This window comes from Cupriavidus agavae, assembly GCF_004217045.1.
GTDB classification, from domain to species: Bacteria; Pseudomonadota; Gammaproteobacteria; order Burkholderiales; family Burkholderiaceae; genus Cupriavidus; species Cupriavidus agavae.
The window spans coordinates 309,312-326,415 of the sequence record NZ_SGXM01000004.1 but is presented as its reverse complement, the minus strand read 5'-3'; the positions used below and the strand labels follow the sequence as shown (position 1 = coordinate 326,415).

Below are 17,104 nucleotides of genomic sequence, written 5' to 3'. Positions count from 1 at the left end.
GCATGGCCGCATCCGGCACGGGCTGGACGCAGACCCTGCCCGGGGGCGCGCCAGTACGCGATCGAGGCCGGCCCGCTCGACGAAAGCCTGGCACGCTTCGGCAGCGTCTCGGGCGTTCCGGTGGCCGTGGACCCGGCGCTGACCGCCGGCCTGTACAGCAAGGGCCTGCAAGGCACCTATACGGTTGCGCAGGCGCTGCAAGCGCTGCTCGACGGCCAGCCCGTCGAGGCCGTGGCGCATGGCGAAGGCGGGTACTGGCTGCGGCGGCGCGAGATCACCGCCGTCCTGCCCTCCGATACCGCAACGGTCCCGACCCTCGCCGAGGTCACGGTCACGGCCCGTGGCCAGCACCCGGTCAGCGACGAAAGGGACAACTATCGCGGCGGCGCGGTCAGCCTTGGCGTGCTTGGCAATCGGGCGCCGCTCGACACGCCTTACAGCATCGAGGTCGTGACGCGCGGCCTGATGGACAACCAGCAGGCGGAATCGCTCGTCGACGCGCTCAGGAACGACGCCTCGGTTACGCCGATCAGCAACAATATCGGTGGCCTGTCGTCGCAGATCGCCGTGCGCGGCGTGGGCCTGGACTTGCTGAGCGGGCGCAAGGTGGACGGGCTCAACATCTTCGGGTGGAGCGGCGACCTGCCGCTGGAGCACTTCGAGCAGATCCAGTTGCTCAAGGGGGCGGGCGGCTTTCTCTACGGCTTTGCACAGCCCGGCGGGATCGTCAACTTCATCGGCAAGCGGCCCACCGATGCACCGCTGCGCAGCGGGTACGCCTCGGTCACCGATAGCGGCACCTTCCTGCTGGCCGGCGACCTGGGCGGGCGCTTCGGGCCTGACGACCGCTTCGGCTATCGCACCACGGTGGTTGGCGAGCAGGGCGACACCTATGTCAGGGACGGTGGCCGTATCAAGCGGGCGTCCGGCTCGCTGGCGCTCGACTGGCGCGTCCTGCCGCAGCTCGTGTGGCAGGCCGATGTGCTCGCGGTCAACCGGCGCGTGACCGGCTCCTCCACTTGGGGCATCTTCCCAAACGCCTCGGGCAGCGATACCGATGTCGTCGTTGCCCAGCCGCCGGCACCGATCCCGGGCAGCCGCCGCATTTTCTCGCCATTCACGCGCTACGAAACCCGTGCAACGCTTTATGGCACAGGCGTGGAATGGGCGCTGACCGATGACTGGCGCGCCAGCCTGCGCTATCGCGGATCGTCCATGACGCGCGTCTACCTGAACGGATCGATCTTCGCCAATGCCGCCGGCGACTACACCGAAGTCCAGTACGCCGGGACGGACCGCTTCGAGACCAGCGATGTGCAGGCATTGGTGACAGGCAAGGCGCGGACCGGCGGCATCCTCCATGACCTGACGTTCGGGGTGTCCTACGGCCGCATCCGCACGTTCTATGCGAGCGGGTCGGACGCGGTGGTGCTGGGCAGCGGCAACCTGGCCAGCCCGGGGCATTTCGCCAATCCGGGCCTCTCCGCGCCGCCGGCCGACGCGCTCGGCAGCGACACCATCCAGCGCGCCGTCTTTGCCTCGGACACGCTCCATGTCGGCGATCACCTGGATGTGGTGCTCGGCGTGCGGCACAACGGCCTGGAGGACACCGTCAATGGGTACGACAGGGGCGCGGCCACCCCGACCGCCGCCGTGGTGCTGAAACCCGCGCCCTGGCTGTCGTTCTACACCAGCTACGTCGAGGCGCTGGAACAGGGCGCCACGGCGCCGCTGAGCGCGGCCAATGCCCAGCAGGTGTTCGCCCCGCTCCGGACGCGGCAGGTCGAGGCCGGCATCAAGGCCGAACGCGCCCGCTGGTCAGCCAGCGCCGCCGTGTTCCGTATCCGGCGCGGGCTGACCTATACGGACGCTGACAACGTCTTCACGCAGGACGGCGAGGCGCGCTACGACGGCATCGAGTTGCAGGGCCGGGGCTGGCTGACGCCACGGTGGCAGGTCATCGGCAGCGTGATGTTCCTCGATGCGCGGAACGTGGCCACCACCCCCGGACTGACGGGCCAGCGCGTGGACGGCACGCCGCGCCAGCAGGCCAAGCTCTATGGCGAGTACCGGCTGGCCGATACCGGCTTCACGTTGACCGGCGGCATCCAGTACTACGGCGCGCGGCCCATCGATGCGGCGAACACCGCACACGTGGCCGGCTACACGCTGTTCGACGCCGGCATCCGCTACGAGACGCGCCGGGCCGGAACCCGCACCACCGTCCGCCTCAACATCGACAACCTTGCCGGCAAGGCCTACTGGCTGACCAGCGCGTCCTACCTCACGCAGGGTGCTCCCCGCACCTTCAGGCTGAGCGCCCAGCTCGACTTCTGACTCTCCGCAAAAAATCCGGCGGATTTCGGCCACTCGTCCGTCATACCTGCTGAAGCCATCCAGAAACCGGCTTCCACGGCGCCCGCGTCAGCCGATCCGGGGCACCTGCGGCACGCCGGCCGCTTCCACCAGGGATTTCAACCATTACTCGATAACAAGATGGAAACCACCTTGCATTCCGCAGCCGCTGCGGCTCCATTCCGCCGCCATCGCCTCGACACGGCGCTGCACGGCGCCCTGTTCTCGCTGGCGCTCTCCGCCGGCACCGCGCACGCCCAGCAGCCCCAGCCGCAGGCTGCCGGCGACGTTGCCACGCTGCCTACCGTGACCGTCACCAGCAGCGCCGATGCCCATGACGACTACCGCGCCGACAACGCCAGCCTGGGCGCCTTCGGCAACAAATCGCTGCTGGACACCCCCTACAGCGTGGATGTGGTCACGCGCGACCTGATGGACAACCAGCAGGCCGCCTCGCTGGTGCAGGCCCTGAAGAACGATGCCTCGGTCTCGGTCACCAGCAACAATATTGCCGGCCTGTCGTCGCAGATCGCGGTGCGCGGGATCACGCTGGACCTGCTGAACGGCCGCAAGATCGACGGCCTGAACATCTTCGGCTGGAGCGGCGACCTGCCACTGGAACACTTCGAACAGGTGCAGCTGCTCAAGGGGGCGGGCGGCTTTCTCTACGGTTTCGCGCAACCGGGCGGCATCGTCAACTTCATCAGCAAGCGTCCCACCAACGTGCCGGTACGCAGCGTCTTCAGCTCGGTCACGAATGGCGGCACCTTCCTGCTGGGCGGTGACCTGGGCGGACGCTTCGGCCCCGACGACCGTTTCGGCTACCGCACCACGATCGTTGGCGAGGAAGGCGACAGCTATGTGAAGGACGGCGGGCACGTCAAGCGCGGCTCGGCGTCGCTGGCACTCGACTGGCGCATCCTGCCGAACCTGGTGTGGAGCGTGGACGGCCTGGCCATGGACCGCGTGGTCAAGGGCTCCTCGGGCTGGGGCCTGTTTCCGAATGCCAGCGGCGAACCGGGCGATTTCACCGCGGCCGAGCCGCCCGCCGCCATCCGCGGCAGCAAGCGCATCTACTCGCCGTTCACGAGCTACGAGACCCGTTCGAAGGTCTATGGCACGTCGCTGGACTGGGGCTTCGCCGAGAACTGGAACGCGCGCGTGCAGTACCGCGGCTCGATCCTGGACCGGATCTACCTGAACGGCTCGATCTACGCCAACGCCGCCGGCAACTACACCGAAGAGCAGTACGGCGGCACCGACCGGTTCAAGACCGATGACGTGATCGGCATGGTCACCGGCAAGGTGAAGACGGGCTTCATCACCCACGACCTGACCTTCGGCCTGCAATACGGGCGCATCCGCTCCTACTACTCGGGCGTTTCCAACTACGCCGTGCTCGGCAGCGGCAACCTGGCCAATCCCGGCAGCTTCGACAACCCGGGCCTGAGCGCCGAGCCGGCCGATACGCTGGGCAGCTACACCGCCCAGCGCGCACTCTTCATCTCCGACACGCTGCACCTGGGCGAACATTGGGACGTGGTGGTCGGCGTGCGCCGCAACAACATCAAGGACACGGTCAACGACTACGACAAGAGCGCCACCACGCCCACGGCCGCGCTGATCTTCAAGCCGCTGCCGTGGCTCTCCACATACGGCAGCTATGTCGAATCGCTCGAACAGGGCTCCACGGCACCGCTGACTGCCGCCAATGCCCGCGAGGTATTCGGGCCCATCAAGAGCAAGCAGATGGAGCTGGGCGTCAAGGCCCAGCGCGAGCGCTGGTCGGCCAACGCCGCGCTGTTCCGCATCAAGCGCGGCCTGACCTACACGACCAGCAGCAACGAGTTCACGCAGGACGGCGAGGCGCGCTACGACGGGCTGGAACTGGGGGGCAACATGCGTGTGACCCCGCTGTGGATGGTCAGCGCCAGCGTGCTGTTCCTGAACGCGAAGAACGAGACCGCCTCGGAGGCCATCGCCGGCAAGCGCGTGGACGGCACGCCCAGGCAGCAGGCATCGATCTACACCGAATACCGGCTCTGGGACACCGGCTTCACGTTGTCGGCGGGCATGCAGTACTACGGCGCCCGCCCGATCGATCCGGCCAACACGGTGTCGCTGCCCTCGTACACGCTGTTCGACGCCGGCGTGCGCTACACCACGCGCGTGGCGGGCAAGCGGACCACGGTGCGATTCAACGTGGACAACCTCACGAACAAGGCGTACTGGCTGACGAGCGCGTCGTACCTGACGCAGGGCGCGCCACGCGTGTTCAAGCTGGGCGCGCAGATCGACTTCTGAACCAGCGCGGCGGGGAGGGTCGGCCAGCCTTTGACCATGAGTGGATCAACGCCTACTCTGGGACGGTGTTTGACGCCGCCACAAGTAGCGAGGAGACCTCATCATGAGTCTGCGACCCGACCCGACGTTCCACGCCTCGCCCGAACTGGCGATGCGTGCGCCGCCCGAGGAACACGCCTACACGCTGCTGCTGAGCCCCGACGGGGCGCAGCCCGATGCGCTGGCCGTCATCGACGTCAAGCCGGGCTCGCCGCAGTACGGCAAGGTCGTGCATACGGTACCGATGACGCACAAGGGCGACGAGCTGCACCATTTCGGCTGGAACGCCTGTTCGTCCGCGCTGTCGCCGCTCACGGGCCATGCCATGCTGGAGCGCCGCTACCTGATCATTCCGGGCATGCGCTCGTCGCGGCTGTATATCGTCGATACGAAGCCGCACCCCACGCAGGCAACGCTGCACAAGGTGATCGAGCCGGACGAGGTGTTCCGCAAGACCGGCTACTCGCGTCCGCACACGATCCACTGCGGGCCCGAGGGCGTGTACGTGAGCTGCCTGGGCGGCGGGGGCCCCGATGGCACCGAGGGCGAGCCCGGCATCTTCATCATGGACTGCCAGACCTTCGACGTGCTGGGGCGCTGGGAGATCGACCGGGGCCCGCAGGACAAGCACTACGATTTCTGGTGGAACCTGCCACGCGACTACATGGTGTCGAGCGAGTGGGCGCTGCCGCCGCAGTTCGAGAACGGGCTGGTGCCCGAGGAACTGCTGGGCAACCGCTATGGCCACCGCCTGCATTTCTGGGACCTGCGCGGGCGCCGCAACGTGCAGACCATCGATCTCGGCGCGCAGCATCAGATGGCGCTGGAAGTCAGGCCCGCCCACGACCCGATCCGCGAGTACGGCTTTGTTGGCGTGGTGGTGGACACCACCAATCTCGAAGGGTCGATCTGGACCTGGTGGCGCGAGGACGGCCAGTTCTTCGCCGAGAAGACCGTCACGATCGCACCGGAGCCTGCCGACAAGGACCTGCTGCCTCCGCTGCTGCAGGGTTTCGGCGCGGTGCCGCCACTGGTGACAGATATCGACCTGTCCCTGGACGACCGCTTTCTCTACGTCTCGTGCTGGGGCACCGGCGAGATGCGCCAATACGATGTGTCGGACCCGCACAGCCCGCTGCTGGTGGGCTCGGTGCACCTGGGCGGCATCGTGCGCCGCACGCCGCACCCGAACGGCAAGGCGTTCGCGGGCGGCCCGCAGATGGTGGAGATCAGCCGCGACGGCAAGCGCGTCTACTGGACCAACTCGCTCTACTCCACCTGGGACGACCAGTTCTACCCGCATGGGGTGCCGGCCGCGCAGGTCATGGCCAATGCGGCCGACGATGGCGGGCTTTCGCTGCAGGAGGATTTCTGGGTGGAGTTTCCGGACGGCTATCGCGCGCACCAGATCCGGCTCGAAGGCGGCGACTGCTCGACCGATTCGTTCTGCTACCCGTCCATCCGCACTTGAGCGAGGCCGGTCATCTGCTTGCGTTGTGGGCTGCGGTCATCGTGAGCGGCCTCTATCACGGCCTGAACCCGGCGATGGGATGGCCACTGGCCGTGTCCCATGGGCTGCTGGCGCGCCGTGACGGCGCCGTGGCCAGCGCGCTGGGCTACCTCGGCGCCGGCCACGCGCTGGCGGTGCTGGCGATCACGCTGCCATTCGGCCTGCTCGCCTCGCTGCTGGCGTGGCAGCGGCCCATGCAGATCGTGGCCAGCCTGCTGCCCATCGGTTTCGGCATCTGGCTGCTGCTGCGCCGCCGCCATGCGCGGGCGCTGGCACGCATCCGCCCGACGCAGTTCGCGCTGTGGTCGTTCGCCATTGCCATCGCCCACGGCGCCGGGCTGATGCTGATTCCGATCTACCTCGGCCTGTGCGGCCCCGACACCGATGCCGGCCACCAGGCCGTGGCCGCGCTGTCCACGCGCAACCTGGCGATGGCGCTGGCGGTGGCGCTGGTCCATACCGTGGCGATGGTGGCAGCCGGAGGCGTGATGGCATGGCTGACATACCGGCACGTGGGGCTGCAATGCGTGCGGCGCAGCTGGTTCAACCTCGATGCCATCTGGGCGGGCAGCCTGATCGTGGTGGGACTGGTATCACTGGCGATGCTGGCGTAGGCCGCTACCACTGCCCTCCGCCACCGCCTTTGCCCGCGCGATGGGCGGCAAAGCGTTCGAGCAGGAAATCCACCAGCACGCGCACCTTGTCCGACCGATGGCTGCGCGCGCTGTAGACCAGGTGGATGTCGGCCGGCGCCAATTGCCACTGCGGCAGCACCCGCGACAGCGCGCCACTGCGCAGATGCCCGGTGACGTCCCACTCGGACCGTACGATCAGCCCCTGCCCCTCCAGCGCCCAGGCCAGTGCCGACTGGCCGTCATTGGTGCTCATCGTGCCGCGCACCTTGACGCTCTCCTGCTGGGTGCCGTTGCGCAGATGCCAGGTGCCAAACGTTTCATCGGCCTCGCGGATGAAGATGCAGTTGAAGCGCGCCAGATCGCGCGGACTGGCCGGCAACCCGGCCCGGGCGATATAGGACGGCGCCGCGCACAGGATGCGCGCGTTGTTGGCCAGCAGCCGCGCCGTCAGCCGCACATCGGGCGGCTCGCCGAAGTGCACCACCGCATCGAGGCCCAGTTCGGTCAGGTTCATCGGCCGCTCGCTGAGATAGAGCTGGATCTCGATCTTCGGATACTGCCGCGCGAAATCCACCAGCGCCGGCGCGATATGACGGCGCCCGAAACCCAGCGTGGCGCCGATCTTGAGCAGCCCGTGCGGCGTGGTGCTGCTGCCGGCCACGGTGCGCTCCAGCGATTCGAGCTCGGCCAGGATGCGCCCGCCCTCCACCAGATAGCTCTCGCCTTCGGGCGTCAGGCTGATGCGGCGCGTGGTCCGGTGCAGCAGCCGCACCCCCAGCCTTCCCTCCAGTGCCTGCAATCGCTTGCTGACCGCCGAAGGCGTGACGCCAAGCTCCTGCGCCGCCGACGCGAGGCTGCCGTGGCGATTGATGCACATGAAAAATCCGACGTCCGAGAAGCTGTCCATTGCTGAAACCAAGGCAATAAAGAAGTGATTGTGCCTAAATTATGTTTCCCCAGGCAAATGCTAGGATGCCTCGCATAACGATTCCTACCTGACGGAGACCCCCATGAAACTCGTTCGCACACTCGCCTTCCTGGCTTGCGCCGCTGCTGTCGGCAGCGCTTCGGCACAGTCGTATCCCCAGCGTCCGGTACGCCTGATCGTGCCCTACGCGCCGGGCGGCAGCGCCGATATTGCGGCACGGCTGGTTGCGGACGCATGGTCGAAGAGCCTCGGCGGCACCATCGTGGTGGAAAACCGGGCTGGTGCGGGCGGCAACATCGGGGTCGATGCGGTGGCCAAGTCGCCTGCCGACGGCTACACGATCGGCCTGCAGACCGTATCGCTGGCCATCAACCCCGGCCTGTTCCCGCGCATGCCCTACGACACGCTCAAGGATCTGGCGCCGATCGGCATGGTGGCCAGTTCGCAGCACGTGCTCGTGATCAACAACAAGGTGCCCGCGAAGACCCTGCCGGAACTCGTGGCGCTGGCCAAGGCCAAGCCGGACAAGCTGACCTACGGCTCGGCGGGCAATGGCAGCACGTTCCACATGTCGGCCGAACTGTTCAAGTCGGTCGCCAATGTCTCGATCGTGCATGTACCCTATCGTGGCGGCGGCCCGGCACTGGTCGACACCATCGCCGGGCAGGTCGACATGAGCTTCCCCGTGGTATCGGCCGCGCAGCAGCATGTGCAGGGCGGCAAGCTGACCGCGCTGGCCGTGACCGGCGCCAAACGCTCGCCGTCGCTGCCGAACGTGCCCACTGCGGCCGAGGCGGGCCTGCCCGGCTATCAGTTTGAAACGTGGTTCATGGTGTTTGCCCCGGCCGGCACGCCCAAGGCAGTGATCGACCGGCTCAACGGTGCGCTCAACACCACGCTGGCTTCACAACCTTTCAAGGAACGGATGGTCAGGGAGGGCTTCGAGCCGACGCCCTCGACACCCGAAGCGGCACGCCAGCGGCTGGAGAAGGAAATGCCGGTCTGGGCCGCCCTGATCAAGCAACGCGGCATCACCGCAGAGTAATTTCGCCCCCATTCATCGCCACCAGGTAGCAACATGCCTCCCCGCACCCTCTATCAGAAACTCGTCGATTCGCACACGGTGTCGCGGCTCGATGACGACAACGTCCTGCTCTACTGCGACCTGCACCTGATGAACGAGTACACCAGCCCGCAAGCGTTTGCCGGACTGCACGAGCAGGGACGCGAGGTGCTGGTTCCCGGACAGAACGTCTCGGTGGTCAGCCACATCATCCCGACCCACCCGACGAAGATCCGAGTCATCGCGGACACCGCGTCGGCGCTGCAGGCCACCAACCTGCGCGCCAACTGCGAACGGCACGGCATTCCGCTGTTCGACACCAACGACACACTGCAGGGCATCGAGCACGTGATCGCGCCCGAGCACGGCATGATCCGTCCGGGCATGGTCGTGATCTGCGGCGACAGCCACACCACCACGTACGGCGCGCTCGGTGCGCTAGGCTTCGGCATCGGCACTTCCGAGGTGGAACATGTGCTCGCCACGCAGACACTGGTCTACCGCATGGCGAAGACCATGCGCATCCGCGTGGACGGCACGCTGCCGGCAGGCACCACGGCCAAGGACCTGATCCTCCGGATCATCGGCAGGATCGGCGCACAGGGCGCGCGGGGCTATGTGGTGGAATACTGCGGCAGCGCGATCAGCGATCTCAGCGTCGAAGCCCGCTTCACACTCTGCAACATGACCGTGGAGGCGGCGGCACGCGGCGCCCTGATCGCGCCCGATGCGGTGTCGGTGGACTACGTGCTGCGCCGCGCGCCGGATATCGACGACGCCCAGCGCCCCGCCGCGCAGGCGTACTGGGAAACGCTGCGCAGCGACGCCGACGCGAGCTTCGATCTGGAATTCGCCTTCGACGCCAGCGACGTCGAGCCCTACGTCACCTGGGGCACCAGCCCCGACCAGGTGCTGCCGGTGTCGGGCCATATTCCCTTCCCCGAAGACCAGATGGACGATGCCGGACAGCGCGCAACGGAGCGCGCGCTGTCGTACACACACCTTGCGCCGGGCGCTGCGCTCGAAGGCACGGCGATCCAGCACGTGTTCATCGGCTCCTGCACAAACGGGCGCATCGAGGACCTGCGGGCCGTGGCTGACGTCGTGCGGGGCCGCAAGGTAGCCGAAGGCGTGCGCGCCATGGTGGTGCCCGGCTCGGGCGCCGTGAAGGCACAGGCCGAGCGCGAGGGCCTGGCTGACCTGCTCGTCTCGGCCGGCTTCGAATGGCGCCAGCCAGGCTGCTCGATGTGCCTGGCGATGAACGACGACGTGCTCGCCGATGGCGTGCGGTGCGCCTCCACCACCAACCGGAACTTCGAGGGCCGGCAGGGACGCGGCGCCATCACGCACCTGATGAGCCCGGCCATGGCCGCTGCGGCGGCCGTCACCGGCAAGATCACCGACGTCCGGAAACTGGAACCCAATCATGTCTGACCACGCACGACTCACCGGCAAGGGCGCCGCGATCCGCTTCGAGAACCTCGACACCGACCAGATCATCCCCAAGCAGTTCCTGCGCGGCATCGACAAGGCCGGGCTCGACAAGGGCATTCTCTACGATCAACGCTTCGACGCGCAGGGCCATCCGCGCCCGGACTTCGTGCTGAACCGCCCTGAGTATGCCGGCACGCGCGTGCTGGTGGGCGGCGCCAACTTCGGTTGCGGTTCGAGCCGCGAACATGCGGTTTGGGGGCTCCAGCAGTTCGGCATCGGCGCCGTGATCGCACCGAGCTTCGGCGAGATCTTCTACTCGAACGCGATGAACAACCGGCTGCTGCTGGTCATGCTGCCGCGCGAGGTGGTGGCGCGGCTGATGGACGCCGTCGATGCCGACAGCAGCAACGCCATCACCATCGATGTCGAGGCAATGCAGGTGACCACGCCGGTCGGCACCTTCCCGTTCGAATTGTCCGCCCGGCATCGCGGCATGTTTCTCGAAGGTCTCGACATGATCGGCCTCTCGCTGCGCCAGCGCGCCGATATCGAGCGCTTTGCCGCGCAGTACTGGCAGGCGTATCCGTGGACCAAAGACGTGGCACGGCGCACACGGGACCGGCTCGGGTCGACCTGAGCCACCGATGACGGGAGCCGGCACGCCTTAGTCACCTTTCCGCATTGTTATTGCTGAATTCCATTCCGGAATATCAGAACCCGGCCGGCTACTCCACTATCTGTCCATGCGCTGCCCCCTGGCAGCCAACCGACAGATAGTGGAGCGTTCATGACAGTACCGGCCCCCGAGGTCAACGACGGCATCATGCAAGGCTTTCCGCCGCCACCCGACAAGCAGGTGGCGCGCGGCACCGGCCTGCGTCCGCCGTTCATGCGCTGGGCACTGAGCCACACGCGCGAACTGGCGCCGACCACCGGCATCCGCCATGCGGACCAGCCCATGCCGCTGGGCGGCAGCGAAGGCGCCGGGCTGGACGAGATCGCGCTCACGGTGGCTGGCCAGCCGCTGACCCTTGGCGCCTACCTGCGCGCCACGCATACCGATGGCTTTCTCGTCCTGCACCGGGGCCGGGTGGTCTGTGAACGCTACTTCGGTGGATTCGCACCGCGTCAGCCCCACATCTGGGCGTCGATGACCAAATCGGTCACCGGCCTGCTCGCCGCGATGCTCGTTGGCGAAGGCAAGCTCGATCCGCGGGCACCGCTGCGCGAGTACGTACCGGAACTGGCCGGCAATCCGTTCGGCGAGGCTACCGTCCGGGCCAACCTCGACATGGAGGTGGCCGTGGGATACCCGCCGGCACTGCCACCCGATCTGGGGCTGTTCGCCGCCGTCGGCATCGTGCCGCGCAAGGACGATGCGCCCGACAACATCTATGACTTCCTGAAGGTGGCGCACGCCACTGGCAGCGCCACGGACGCCCCTGCCTGGTATTACCAGAACGGCTCCGCCGAAGCCGTGGCCTGGGCGCTGCGCCGCATCACGGGCCAGCGCTGGTCGCAACTCGTCACGGACCGGATCTGGTCCCGGCTGGCCGATGACGATGCCTACGCCAGCGTGGACCGGCTGGGTACCGAGATGGCCAGCGGCGGCCTGAACTCCACGCTGCGCGACGCCGCGCGCTTTGCCGAAGCGGTGCGCCGCGCCATGCAGGGCGACCCCGCAGGGCAGATCCCGCCCATCGCGGCCCGCATCCTGTTCGAATCCGCCGACAACCAGGCGCGCTTTGCGCGCGGCAACCTCGTGGCCGGGCGCGAGGGATACGGCTACCGCAACTACTGGTTCCAGTGCCATGACGGCGATGGCAGCGTGGAAGCCAGCGGCCGCTTCGGGCAGCGCATCCACATCAATCCGGCCAAGGCGCTGGTGGTCGTGAAATTCTCGTCGAGTCCCGACGATGCCGCCCGCCCCACGAGCGCCGATGACATCAAGCGCCGCGACGACCCGGCCCGCGTGCTGGAAACCTCCGCGGCGCTGGTGGCGGCTGGCATGGCCGTCTATCGGGCAGTGGGAGGCTGCGCCGCCCCGTAGACCGCAAGCCGGCCAGGACATCCATAACAAAGACGAGAACGGAGGAGAGAGGATGCAACGGAGGACTGGAAACACCCGCTGGCTGCCGCTGGTGGCGTTGGCCTGCCTGTCGGGCACCGCGCACGCCACGGTGACGCTCTACGGCGTGGCAGACGCGAACATCGAATACGTGAACCACCTGTCGCCCACGCTGCCGAACCAGCCGGGTTTCCCGGGCGCGGGCAGATCGCGGGTCGGGCTCACGTCGGGCGGCCTTGCCGGGTCGCGCTGGGGGATGCGCGGCACCGAGGACCTGGGCGGCGGACGCAGTGCGGTGTTCGTGCTGGAAAGCGGCTTCGACCTCGACAGCGGCGCATCGACGCAAGGCGGCCGGCTGTTCGGGCGTCAGGCATTCGTCGGGTTGAGCGACCAGCGCGCAGGGCGGCTGACCTTCGGGCGCCAGTACACGGCCGCGTTCGACTCGTTCTCGAACTTCTCGCCCAGCCGCTACTCCACCCAGTACGAGCCGATCGCGGTCCTGCTGGGCCTCGACTTCCGCTCGGACAACACGATCAAGTACACGGGCAAGTTTGGCGGCCTGACCGCCACCGCCAACTGGTCGTTCGGCAACGGCGTGACCGGTGCGGGCGAAGTACCGGGCCAGTCGCGCCGCGACACCGGCCTCGGCCTGGGCCTCAACTACTTCTCCGGAAACCTCGGCCTGGCCGCGGCGTTCGACCGCTTCAACCCCACGCTCAACGCTGCCGGCGACACCGGCGATTTCCGCAAGGCGGGCGTGGCCGCAAGCTACCAGATCGGCCGCGCCAAGCTGATGGGCGGCGCGCGCTGGGGCCTGAACCGCGCTGCCAACGGCAGCACGCTTGTGCGAGACCACTACTACTGGGCGGGTGTGAACTACAGTGCCACGCCGGCGCTGGAACTGACGCTTGCCTACTACTACGACGACGTCAAGGCACTGAACCGGACCAATGTCGACAACCCGTGGCAGGTCAGCGTGATTGCAGACTACAACCTGTCCAAGCGCACCGACCTCTACCTGACCGCCGCCTACGTACGGCACGCGGGGATCAATTTCGACACATCGGCGGTAAGCTTCGCCAACGGGTACTACCTGGGGCGGGGCCACGACAGCATGCTGGCCGTGGCGGCGGGCATCCGCCACCGATTCTGAGCAGCAACCCGAGACTTATGGAGACGCATGGTGGGTAACAGTTTCACGACAAGCCGCGCAATACCGGGCCGGCGCCGCTTCCTGATGCAGGCCGGTGGCGGCCTGGCAATGGCCTTCGCGGGCCCGGTGCTGGCCGACAGATGGCCGAGCCGGCCGATCCGCTTCGTCACGGCGTCGAGCGCCGGGGATCCGGTCGACCTGCAACTGCGCGAGTACCAGAAATCGCTGGCGCCGTCGCTCGGCAACGTGCCGATGATCGTCGACAACAAGGCGGGCGCCGCAGGGCAGATCGCCGCGCAATCGGTGTTGCTGGCGCCGCCCGAGGGCTACGACTTCCTGCTCGCCAGCGCCAACTTCACGATCACGCAGAGCTACTTCCGCAGGCTGCCGTACCGGCCGATGGAGGATTTCACGCCGGTCGCCATGACCGGCGCCGCGCCGATCGGCCTCGCCATTCCCGCCTCGAACCCCAGCCGCACCCTGCGTGAGTGGACGGCCTGGGCCAAACGCCAGAAAGGCGCGCTGAACTATGCCTCGCTCGGCAATGGCACGGTGCCGCACCTGTACGGGTTCCAGCTGACCAACGACTTCGGCTTCGAAGCCACGCACATCCCCTACAAGGGCGCCGGCGCGGGCCTGCTGGACATCCTGCGCGGTCAGATCTCGTTCATGATGCTCGATATCGTCAACCTGCGTCCGTTGCTGGCCAAGCAGCAGGTCAGGATTCTCGCGGTCACCGGCGACGAGCGCTCCGCACATCTCCCCGACGTGCCCACGTTCCGGGAACAGGGCTTCAACGGCTACGAGCGCACCGGCTGGACCGGACTGCTGGCGCGGCGCGGCACGCCGCCGGACATCATCCGCACGCTGAACCACACCATGGACAAGACCAGCGATACCGACCAATGGCGCCGCAAGCGGGCCGAGGTATGGTCAAGCTGGAGGCCGATGTCGCCCGAAGAGCTGCAGCGCCAGATGCAGGCCGAAGCCGAGGCGTGGGGCGCGCTGGTGCGGCGCGTGGGCGTGTACGGCGATTGGCGCGCTGGCAGCGCCTCAGCCCTTTCCCGTGGACGTGCGCAGTACCGTGGAACGTTTCACGAGTATTTCCACGAGGCGGGCCGCCAGCGGCGAGTGATAGCTGCCCTTGCGCCGCAGGATGCCCACGCTGCGCGGCCAGCGCAGGTTCGGCACGTCCAGGCTCCGCAGGCCCCGCGTGGCCTGCGACAGTGTGCGGCTGCCCACCACCGTCAGCAGATCGGTCTTGCGGATCACGGCCATCAGCCCTTCCGCCGAGGAATTGGTCTCCAGGGCCACGTTGGGCGGCGCCAGCCCGGCCTCCGTGAAGCACGCGTCCACGATCTTCCGGCCGATCACGCTGGCATTCGGCAGCAGCCACGGGTAGGCCGCCAGGTCCGCGAGCCGTAGATTCCGCTTGCCGTGGAGCGGATGCTGCTCGCGTGCCACCGCGACGAGATCGTTGTCGAACAACAGCGTCTGCTCGATATCGGGCTCGGGCTTGCGCGCCAGCGTGGCGATGCAGAGATCCAGCTCGCCGCGGCGCAGCCCGTCCACCAGCGGATCATTGAGCCCGATGGTCACCTGCACGCGCGCCGCCGGGCGCTGCCGGATCAGTTCCGCGAACGCATCGGAGAAGACCGAGCCCACGAGCGACGACGGCACACCCACCCGTACCACGCCCAGCTTGCCGAGATGCAGGTCGTGCGCCTCCTGTATCGCATCATGCAGGGCGCTGCGCACGGCGAGGATGCGTTCGAGGAACACTTCGCCCGAGGTAGTCAGGTCCATGCCACGCGAGGACCGTGCGAACAACTGGATGCCGAGTTCGTGCTCCAGCCGCTGGATGCCCTTGGTCAGGGCAGGCTGGCTCTGGCCCACCTCCTCCGCTGCACGGGCCACCTGCCCGGCCTGCGCCACCGCCACAAAATAGTTCAGGTCCTCGAGACGCATGGTATTCCGCACTGTTATCAGGATGACGCCTTCGATAATGCGTGCCTGGTTGCCGGGGCGTCAAGCACCCGGGTCACCGGCCGCGGCGGCCCGGCGTACCCGCGCAGCATCGATGCCGCGGGTCGCGTGTTCGCAGTTCTGCGGACCGGCATCCGATTGATGAGGGTCAAGGGTCGGTTGCGCGATGATCCGGTCCGGCTGTCATCGAGCATCCTCGACATCAGAGACAGGCAGGTCAGCCAGCGATTGCAACACACTGCAATATCGCCACGATCCTCCCTGATCACAGGACTCTGTCTCCGAAAATTAACGATCTGCCCCTAACTTGCAAGCGGCTGTAGCGCCTCGTTGCACACAGATTCTTCGCAATCATTTTCCCGTCCAGACGCCTGCAACACATCGCAACGCAACGACGTCATTCGCGTCATGTTTCTGCAGTTCACGCAGCGGCCCGGCCTTCCTATACTCCGCCCGTTTCCACAAGCGAAAGGAATCGCTCTACTAGAGGAGTAGGTCATGAAACTTCGTCACGGCATCGTCGCGGCCACCCTGGGCATGCTGACCGCTGCCAGCTACGCACAATCGAGCGTCACGCTGTATGGCATAGCGGACGTCGGGCTCGAATATCTCAGCAACGTCCCGTCCGCGTCAGGCGGCGCCAGCCAGGTCAAGGTGACTTCGGGCAGCATGTCCACGTCGCGCTGGGGCCTGCGCGGCACCGAGGATCTGGGCGGCGGCCTGCGTGCCATCTTCGAACTCGAAGGCGGCCTCGCACTGGACCGCGGTGCGCAACTCAACAGCAGCCGCATGTTCGATCGCGGCGCGTTCGTCGGGCTGGCCAGCAAATACGGCACGCTGACGCTGGGCCGCCAGAACACGCCGCTGCATGAAACGGGGCTGGAACTGGACCCGATGGGCTACGCGCCACGCTACTCGCTGTTCATGAGCGACTACGTCATGGCCGGCCGCGCCGACAACGCCATCAAGTACCGCGGAGACTTCGGCGGCCTGTCGGCCACCGTGCTGTACAGCACGGCCCGCACCAGCTCGGGCGAACTGCCCGGCGACTACAAGGTGGACCGCAACTACGGCGTCGCGCTGATGTACCGCGCCGGCCCGCTGGTGGTCGGCGCCGCGTACGACGAGTTCCAGGGCAACAGCGTTGCCACCCGCGATCTGACGGACCGCCGCGCCCTGATCGGCGCCAGCTACGCTTTTGGTCCCACCCGCGCGTTTGCAGGCTACCGCTGGTTCAACGGCGATGTCGGCACGCTGCCCGGCACGGGCTCCAACCTGTTCTGGGCCGGCCTGCGCTATGCCATGAGCCCTGCCATCACGCTCACCGGCGCCGCGTACTACACCGATACGCGCAACTCGGGCGCGGACCCCATCATGTTCGTCGCGTCGGCCGCCTACGCGTTCTCGAAGCGAACCGACATCTACATGAACGTGGGCTACGCGCTCAACCGTGGCGATTCGGAACTGGGCCTGAACGGCTTCAACATGCCCGGCAACAGCCCCACCCATGTGGTGCCCGGCAAGGACCAGACCGGCGTGGTGGTCGGCCTCCGCCACACCTTCTGAGTCCGAGAACAGATCGACACTCCCTTGATAACTCAAGTGAGTCCTTGAGCCTCGGCGCCCGCC

General features: G+C 67.3%; 12 protein-coding genes and 1 pseudogene. 11 read left to right on the top strand and 2 right to left on the bottom strand.

Annotated elements, in window-relative coordinates; all coding sequences use genetic code 11:
* Nucleotides 1–120: 120 nt before the first annotated feature.
* The 4 genes from EV147_RS17525 (at nt 121) to EV147_RS17510 (ending at nt 6,822) form a co-directional block, all read left to right on the top strand.
* On the top strand, nt 121–2,337 hold the full coding sequence (locus tag EV147_RS17525) for a TonB-dependent siderophore receptor (RefSeq protein WP_130392485.1): 2,217 nt from the start codon (nt 121–123) through the stop codon (nt 2,335–2,337).
* 159 nt (nt 2,338–2,496) lie between these two features.
* A complete protein-coding gene (locus EV147_RS17520) occupies nt 2,497–4,659 on the top strand; it encodes a TonB-dependent siderophore receptor (protein ID WP_130392484.1) in 2,163 nt (720 codons plus the stop codon).
* A gap of 103 nt (nt 4,660–4,762) precedes the next feature.
* Complete coding sequence (locus EV147_RS17515; protein WP_130392483.1) at nt 4,763–6,169, top strand: selenium-binding protein SBP56-related protein; 1,407 nt, start codon at nt 4,763–4,765, stop codon at nt 6,167–6,169.
* 74 nt (nt 6,170–6,243) lie between these two features.
* Complete coding sequence (locus tag EV147_RS17510) at nt 6,244–6,822, top strand: hypothetical protein (RefSeq protein ID WP_235844803.1); 579 nt, start codon at nt 6,244–6,246, stop codon at nt 6,820–6,822.
* A 4-nt stretch (nt 6,823–6,826) separates the two neighbouring features.
* On the opposite strand, the gene EV147_RS17505 is transcribed toward EV147_RS17510, so the two are convergent.
* Nucleotides 6,827–7,750, bottom strand: coding sequence for a LysR family transcriptional regulator (locus tag EV147_RS17505; RefSeq protein ID WP_130392481.1), 924 nt, complete (start codon nt 7,748–7,750; stop codon nt 6,827–6,829).
* Between the two features lie 103 nt (nt 7,751–7,853).
* Between EV147_RS17505 and EV147_RS17500 the strand changes: the two genes are divergently transcribed.
* The 6 genes and pseudogenes from EV147_RS17500 to EV147_RS26290 form a co-directional block, all read left to right on the top strand.
* Nucleotides 7,854–8,816, top strand: coding sequence for a tripartite tricarboxylate transporter substrate binding protein (locus EV147_RS17500; RefSeq protein WP_130392480.1), 963 nt, complete (start codon nt 7,854–7,856; stop codon nt 8,814–8,816).
* 33 nt (nt 8,817–8,849) lie between these two features.
* Nucleotides 8,850–10,268, top strand: a complete 1,419-nt coding sequence (leuC, locus tag EV147_RS17495) for a 3-isopropylmalate dehydratase large subunit (RefSeq protein WP_130392479.1) — start codon at nt 8,850–8,852, stop codon at nt 10,266–10,268.
* Entirely contained in the window at nt 10,261–10,905 is a 645-nt protein-coding gene (leuD, locus tag EV147_RS17490) for a 3-isopropylmalate dehydratase small subunit (RefSeq protein ID WP_130392478.1), read from the top strand. Before leuC ends, leuD begins: the two co-directional genes overlap by 8 nt.
* Nucleotides 10,906–11,055: 150 nt before the next feature.
* Nucleotides 11,056–12,318: a serine hydrolase domain-containing protein gene (locus EV147_RS17485; protein WP_130392477.1), complete on the top strand. Its 1,263-nt coding sequence runs from the start codon at nt 11,056–11,058 to the stop codon at nt 12,316–12,318.
* A gap of 52 nt (nt 12,319–12,370) precedes the next feature.
* The gene (locus EV147_RS17480; RefSeq protein ID WP_130392476.1) at nt 12,371–13,489 is read left to right on the top strand and encodes a porin; all 1,119 of its coding nucleotides are present in this window, start codon (nt 12,371–12,373) and stop codon (nt 13,487–13,489) included.
* Nucleotides 13,490–13,516: 27 nt separating this feature from the next.
* Nucleotides 13,517–14,500, top strand: a pseudogene (locus EV147_RS26290) (Bug family tripartite tricarboxylate transporter substrate binding protein); the annotation flags it as partial.
* Nucleotides 14,501–14,542: 42 nt separating this feature from the next.
* On the opposite strand, the gene EV147_RS26480 reads toward EV147_RS26290, so the two are convergent.
* Complete coding sequence (locus tag EV147_RS26480; RefSeq protein WP_130392474.1) at nt 14,543–15,457, bottom strand: LysR family transcriptional regulator; 915 nt, start codon at nt 15,455–15,457, stop codon at nt 14,543–14,545.
* A 516-nt stretch (nt 15,458–15,973) separates the two neighbouring features.
* Between EV147_RS26480 and EV147_RS17465 the strand changes: the two genes are divergently transcribed.
* Nucleotides 15,974–17,041 carry a porin gene (locus EV147_RS17465; protein ID WP_130392473.1) on the top strand — a complete coding sequence of 356 codons (1,068 nt, stop codon included), beginning with the start codon at nt 15,974–15,976 and terminating at the stop codon, nt 17,039–17,041.
* Nucleotides 17,042–17,104 lie beyond the last annotated feature (63 nt).